Source organism: Streptomyces sp. NPDC087270, from assembly GCF_044744625.1.
Classification (GTDB): domain Bacteria; phylum Actinomycetota; class Actinomycetes; order Streptomycetales; family Streptomycetaceae; genus Actinacidiphila.
This window is the reverse complement of the sequence record NZ_JBIUYR010000033.1, coordinates 46524-52783: the sequence shown is the minus strand read 5'-3', so window position 1 is coordinate 52783 and position 6260 is coordinate 46524. Positions and strand designations below refer to the sequence as shown.

Sequence of the window (6260 nt, the reverse complement as noted above, 5' to 3'; positions counted from 1 at the left end):
CGCAGCCGCCGCCCGGGCCCACCCCGTCCCGCGCCGCAGACGCACCCGCCTCCGGCCCCCGCCCCCCCGGCGTCGCGACGCGCCCCCCCCCCCCCCCCCCCCCCCCGCGGCCCCGCCCCCCCCCCCCGCGGCCGGCGCGCGGGCCCTCCCGGGGCCCCGCCCCCCGTCCGGTGTTCGGGCCCGCCTCCCGTGCCGTGCGCGATCACCGGCCGGCCGCGCACGGCACGGGAGTTGACGCCGTGCCGGGCGCGGGGGCGGACCGGGCGGCAGCGGGTGCCGACCACCCGTCAGACCGCCCGCAGCCGCAGCCTGAGGGTGCGGGCCTCCGGGCGCAGCGCGAACTCCGGCGCCACGTCGGGACCGCAGGCCCGCGAGCCGAGACCGTGCTGGGCGGCGTCCACGATCAGGTGGCTCGCCGTGCCGGCGGGCAGCTCGAAGGGGTGCCCGGCGCGGGCGATCTGCTGCGGGGTGTGCCGGCTCAGGGTGAAGCCGGGCCGGCGTCCGCGCGTGTCGGGCAGCGCGGTGACGACCAGCACGCCGGTGCCGCCGCTGGTCAGCGTCAACTCCCGCAGGGCCGAGCGGTGTCCGCTCTCCTGGGGGCGCGCGTACGGCACCCCCCACTCCGCGACACCCGCGGCGAACCGGCCGGTGCGGGCGGCACGCATGCTGTCCGGGTAGGACTCCAGCGGGCCGGTGCCGAACCACTCGACGCCGTCCACCGGGCGCTCCCCGTCGGGCAGTTCGAGGTGGATGCCGATCCGCGGCCAGACCGTGGACCAGCCGCGCGACGGCGTCGCCTCCACCCGCAGTTCGAGCGCGTCACCGTCCAGCGACCAGACGGACTCGACGGTCACCCACCGCCCCGAGTTCGCCGCCGAGACCCGGTCGACCGTGCGCAGCGCGCCGTCGGCGCACTCCACGGACATCCGCCGCGTGGTCAGCCGGTCGAGGCCGTCGCGGCGCCACAGCGCGGCGTGGGAGGCCCCGGCGACGTTCGCGTCGGCGTCCGGGTCGACCTCGGCGCCCTCGTCGTTGTCGGTGGGCGCCCGGAACAGCTCCAGCCGCGGGCCCGTGACGGGCCGGCCGGCCAGGCGCACCAGGGAGCCGCCGGCGAACTCGGCGACACCGAGCGCCAGGGTGCCTTCGGCGGGCCGCCAGTCGCCGCGGGCCCGCGCGGCGGGCACGGGTCGGGGTGCGGAGCGGTCCAGTTGGGCGCTCGCCACCACGTGGCCCGCATCGGCCCAGGCGGTCGCGGACGCCAGTACCGCGTCGACGGTGAACCAGGTCTCGGCGTCCGCCGCGACGGGTATCGGCGGCAGCGGCAGCACGGCCGTGCCGCCCGCCGCCACCACCGGCGCCTCCAGCACGCCTTCGGCCACCACCGCCCCGTCGTGCTCGACCCGCCAGCAAAGGCGCAGGTCGGAAGTATCGGCCGAGTGGCGCTGGTTGGCGATCTCCACCACGCCGTCGGCGAAGGTGAACCGCACCGGCTGCACGACGGCCTTGAACTCGTGCAGGCTCGGCGTCGGCACGTCGTCGCTGAGCAGCATGCCGTCCATCACGAAGTTGCCGTCGTGCACGACCTCGCCGAAGTCGCCGCCGTAGGCGAAGAAGGGCGTGCCGTCGGGGGCGGTGGCGGCGATGCCGTGGTCACGCCACTCCCACACGAAGCCGCCGTGCAGCCGCGGGTGGGTGCGGGTCAGTTCCTCGTACGCGTCGAGCCCGCCGGGTCCGTTGCCCATCGCGTGGGCGTACTCGCACAGCACGAACGGCTTGGTGCGCTGCCGGGCGCCCTGCGCGGGGGTGCAGCCGAGCAGGGGTGCGCGCGAGCCGTCGGTGCCGATCTGCTCGCTCTCGCGCACCGAGGCGTACATCCGCGAGTAGACGTCGGTGTAGTCGCCGGTGTAGTCGCCCTCGTAGTGGACCGGCCTGCCGCTGTCGCGGGCGTGCACCCACGCGGACATGGCGGCGAGGTTGTCGCCGCTGCCCGCTTCGTTGCCGAGGGACCACATGACGATGCTGGGGTGGTTCTTGTCGCGCTCGACGGTGCGCTCGACGCGGTCGAGGTACGCCTCGCGCCAGGCCGGGTCGTCACTCGGGTTTCCGGTCCAGCCCACCGCGTCGAAGCCGTGGGTCTCCAGGTCGCATTCGAGCACCACCCAGAAGCCGAGTTCGTCGGCGAGGTCGAGCAGCCGGGGGTGCGGCGGGTAGTGGCTGGTGCGGATCGCGTTCACGTTGAACCGCTTCATCCGGGCCAGGTCGGCGCGGGCGTGCTCCTCGTCGAAGACCCGGCCGCGCTCGGGGTGGGCCTCGTGGCGGTTCATGCCGTGGAAGACCACCCGGCGGCCGTTGACGAGGAAGCGGTCGCCGCGGATCTCGACCGTGCGGAAGCCCAGCCGCACGGTGACCGTCTCGGCGGCGCTGGTCACCGTCGCCTCGTACAGCCGCGGTTGCTCGGCCGACCAGGGCTGCACCGCGCCCGCGTCCAGCGGCGCGACGTCGGCCGGGGTGGCCCAGACCTCCTCGATGCCGAGTTCGGGCACCCGCAGGGTGACCGGGAAGGCCGCCGGGTCCGCGGTGATCTCGGGGTCGATGCCGCCCCGGCCGGCCGCGAAGCCGGTCCGCAGCCAGACGTCCTCGATGCCGCCGGCCGGGCGGGCGTGCAGGGTGACGTCGCGGAAGATGCCCGGCAGCCACCACTGGTCCTGATCCTCGACGTAGCTGGCCGCCGACCACTGGTGCACCCGCACCGCCACGACGTTGTCGCCCGGCCGCACGGCCGCGGTCACGTCGAACTCGTGGGCCAGCCGGCTGCCGCTCGCGGCGCCGACCTCCTCGCCGTTCACCCAGACCCGGAACAGCGACTCGACCCCGTCGAACCGCAGCACCACCCGCTCGGCGCCGGCCCACTCGGCCGGCACCGTGAAGCGGCGGCGGTAGTCGCCGGTCGGGTTCTCGTCCGGCACGTGGGGCGGGTCGATCGGGAACGGGAACTGCACGTTGGTGTAGTGCGGCCGCCCGTAGGCCCCGTCGCCCTGGAGCACCCAGTGGGAGGGCACCGGGATGGTGTCCCAGCCGCCGTCGTCGAAGGCGCCGGCCGCGAAGTCCGCCGCGACCCGCGCGGTCGGCGACAGCCGGAACCGCCATGGCCCGTTCAGGCTCAGGGCCGGGGCGTCGGAGTGCAGCCAGGAGCGCGCGGGGCGCAGGGCACCGTGCCCCGGCGCGGGGTCGGCCACGTACGCGGTGTCTTCGGGGGCGGTGCGAGAGGAGGACACGGGGGTCACGACTCTTTCTCGTAAAGGGCTGTGCGGGGGGCTCCTTGCCGCTGCTTATCGCAGGACGACCGTGCGGATCTCCCAGCCGCTCAGGGTCAGGTCGAGGGTGCCGTCGGCCGGCTGGGCGGACAGCGGCCGGCCGAGCAGGTCGACGGTGGCCGCCTCGGTGAACGCGCCCGTCACGCGGGCCCGGGCCCCGGTGTCGCTCATGGCGGTCAGCCGGACCTCGGTGCCGGTCCCGCCGTCCGCGGCGGCGACCCGGCGGACCGCCGAGACGAGCACGTCGGGGCCGTCGACCCGGATGCCCTCGGTGTCCGGGGGCAGGGCGCCGCCCGCGGGGGCGGTGCCGCGGGCCACCAGCACGTCGTTGCGGAAGAGTTCGGCCGCGCCGACCGCGCCGGCCGCCTGCCAGCCGCCGGCCGAGGGCAGCACCGCGAGCCGGTGCGCGATCCGCAGCCCGAGGTCCTGCGCGCCCGGCGCGGGGATCTCGCTCGCCGCGGGCTCGTCGCGGTAGGGGTGGATGTTGACGCTGATCGAGCCGACCGCCCGCAGCAGGGTGACGGCGAGTTCCGTGCCGTCGCCGACGACCTCGTACTCCGCGGAGTGGTCGACCAGCACGGTGACCGGGCCGGCGGTGACGAACTGGCCGGCCGGGTAGGTCGGCAGCGGGTGCTCGCCCCAGCCGCCCTCGGCGGTGAGCCCGCGCGGGGTGACGGCGAACTGCCCGGCGGACGCGGAGCCGGTGACGGGCTCGGGCAGGGGTGCGTGGAAGCGCAGCCGGTGGTCGGCGGAGCGGTTGAGGAAGGACAGCGAGATCCGTACGAACGGCTCGCCGGCCCGCAGCTCCACCACGGTCTCGACCGGGGTCGCCACGGTCTGCGCGCTGCGCACGTCGCGGTCCTCGGTGAGGGCGGCGGGCCAGTGGTAGACCCGGGTGATCCTGGTGCGCGCCCGCAGCGGGCCGTCCTCCAGGACCTCCACGGCGACCTCGGCGGGCTCCTCGACCAGCACGTCGCCGGCCGGGGGCCCGTAGTTGTAGCTGTCGCCGCGGTCACCGCCGTCGACCAGCCGGCCCAGGCCGCGCAGCACGGTGCCGTCGGCGCCGGTGACGTCCACCGTGCCGTCGGCGCGGACCTCGACGTCGACCAGGCCGTTCGCCAGGGCGCGGCCGGCGGCGGTGGCCGGGGTGAAGCCGGAGCCGGGGGCGTACTCGGGGGCCTGCTCGGCGGGAGTGACGCGCACGCTCGCCAGGCCCGAGGCGGGCACGTGCACCGGCACCAGGGCGGTGGCGCGGGCCTCCTCCAGGGTCAGCACCTGCCACTCCCCCGGGTGCGCGGCCGCGGCCTCGGCGACCTGGCGGCGCAGGATCAGCAGGTCGAACGGGCCGGACGTCGGCACCTCGGCGAGGTGGAAGACGAGCCTGCCGGGGGTGAGTTCGTAGCTGTCGATCTGCCGGCCGAACAGCTCGCGGCGGTGGATACGGCGCAGCACCCGCTCGACCTGGGAGGCGTCCATCACCTCGTCGCTGAGCACGGTCGGCGCCTGGGAGATCAGCTGCACGGGGTGCAGCGAGCCGTCGGCGGCGGTCGCGGCCAATGCGCCGCCCTCGGCGGGCGCCGCCACGTCCACCTCGATGTGGGCGGTACGGGCGAACGGCAGCGTGTTGCCGACCAGGTGGGCGTCGCCGGGCACCGCGGCGGCGGGCTCGGCCAGGGCCGCGTCCCGTACCGCGCGTGCGGCCTGCGCCGCCTCGGCGAGCCGGGCGTCGACCTGGTCGCAGGTCTCGTCGGTGCCGGAGCCGACGACCGAGTCGTGCGCCGTGGACTCGATGATCTTGTGCCAGGCCAGCTCCAGGAACGGCGCGTCGTCGCGCCCGGACCACAGGGCGCCGGCTCGTTCGGCGTGGTCGACGGTGCGCTCGGCGGCGGCCATCCGCTGCTTGAGGCCGAGCCGGACCGAGAGCACGCCCGGCAGGATGTTGCCGCGCACATGGCTGCGCAGCTCGCCGGTGACGACGGCGGTCGGCTCGTCGCGGACGTGGCCGCGGAGGTACTCGTCGAGCGTGGCCAGGGTGATCGGGCGCTCGTCGCTGGAGGCGCGCCGCAGCCACTCGGTGAGCCGCGGGTCGGGCGCGCTGTGGTCGGTGCCCGCCATGGCGAGCAGCGGGTCGCCGCCCCAGCGGCCGGCGGTCATCTCGGCGTAGTCGGCGAGCGCGCGGCGGATGTCCTCGGGCACCAGCAGCACGTCGAGGCCGTTGTCGTAGCCGTCGAAGAGGAACTCGGTCCTGACCTCGGAGCCGTCGGGGGCCTGCCAGCGGAAGGCGTGGCCGTCGACGGTCCCGGGCACGCCCCGCCACAGCGCGGCGTGCGCGAACCCGGCGCGGGCCAGGATCTGCGGCATCTGCGCCACGTGGCCGAACATGTCCGGCAGGTACCCGATCGGCATGGCGCCGCCGAGCCGCTCCGCCGCGGCCCAGCCCATCCGCAGGTTGCGCACGATGGTCTCGCCCGAGCAGAGGAACTCGTCGAGCAGGATCAGCCACGGGCCGACGGCGAGCCGGCCCTCGGCGACGAGGGCGGCGAGACGGTCGCGGTTCTCCGGCCGCATCTCCAGGTAGTCCTCGACCGCGGCCATCTGCCCGTCGACGGTGAACCGGAACTCCGGGTGCGCGTCGGCGGTGTCCAGCACGGTGTCGAGTGCGGTCACCAGGCGGTGCCGGAAGACCTGGAAGGGCTCGTACCACTCCCGGTCCCAGTGGAAGTGCGGGACGAAGACGGCGGATTGGGGCATGGGTCGGCGACCTTCTGTGGGCGGGCCCGGGCGAGGCGGGCGGACACGGGAGGGTGGTGGTGCCCGCGGGCGGGCGCGGTGGGCGAACGATGGTGCTGCGGTGGCGGTGCCGCGGTGCCGCGGCAGGGGTGGTGCTACGGCGGTGCCTGGGTGAGGCAGCGCTGGGTGAGGCAGCGCTGGGTGAGGCGGTGCTGC

The 6260-nt window shown here is 76.0% G+C and carries 2 protein-coding genes; both read right to left on the bottom strand.

Annotated elements, in window-relative coordinates:
* Positions 1–287 precede the first annotated feature (287 nt).
* A complete protein-coding gene (locus tag ACIPAE_RS38855) occupies positions 288–3236 on the bottom strand; it encodes a glycoside hydrolase family 2 TIM barrel-domain containing protein (protein ID WP_402452059.1) in 2949 nt (982 codons plus the stop codon).
* A gap of 93 nt (positions 3237–3329) precedes the next feature.
* The gene (locus ACIPAE_RS38850) at positions 3330–6065 is read right to left on the bottom strand and encodes an alpha-mannosidase (RefSeq protein ID WP_402452052.1); all 2736 of its coding nucleotides are present in this window, start codon (positions 6063–6065) and stop codon (positions 3330–3332) included.
* Positions 6066–6260 lie beyond the last annotated feature (195 nt).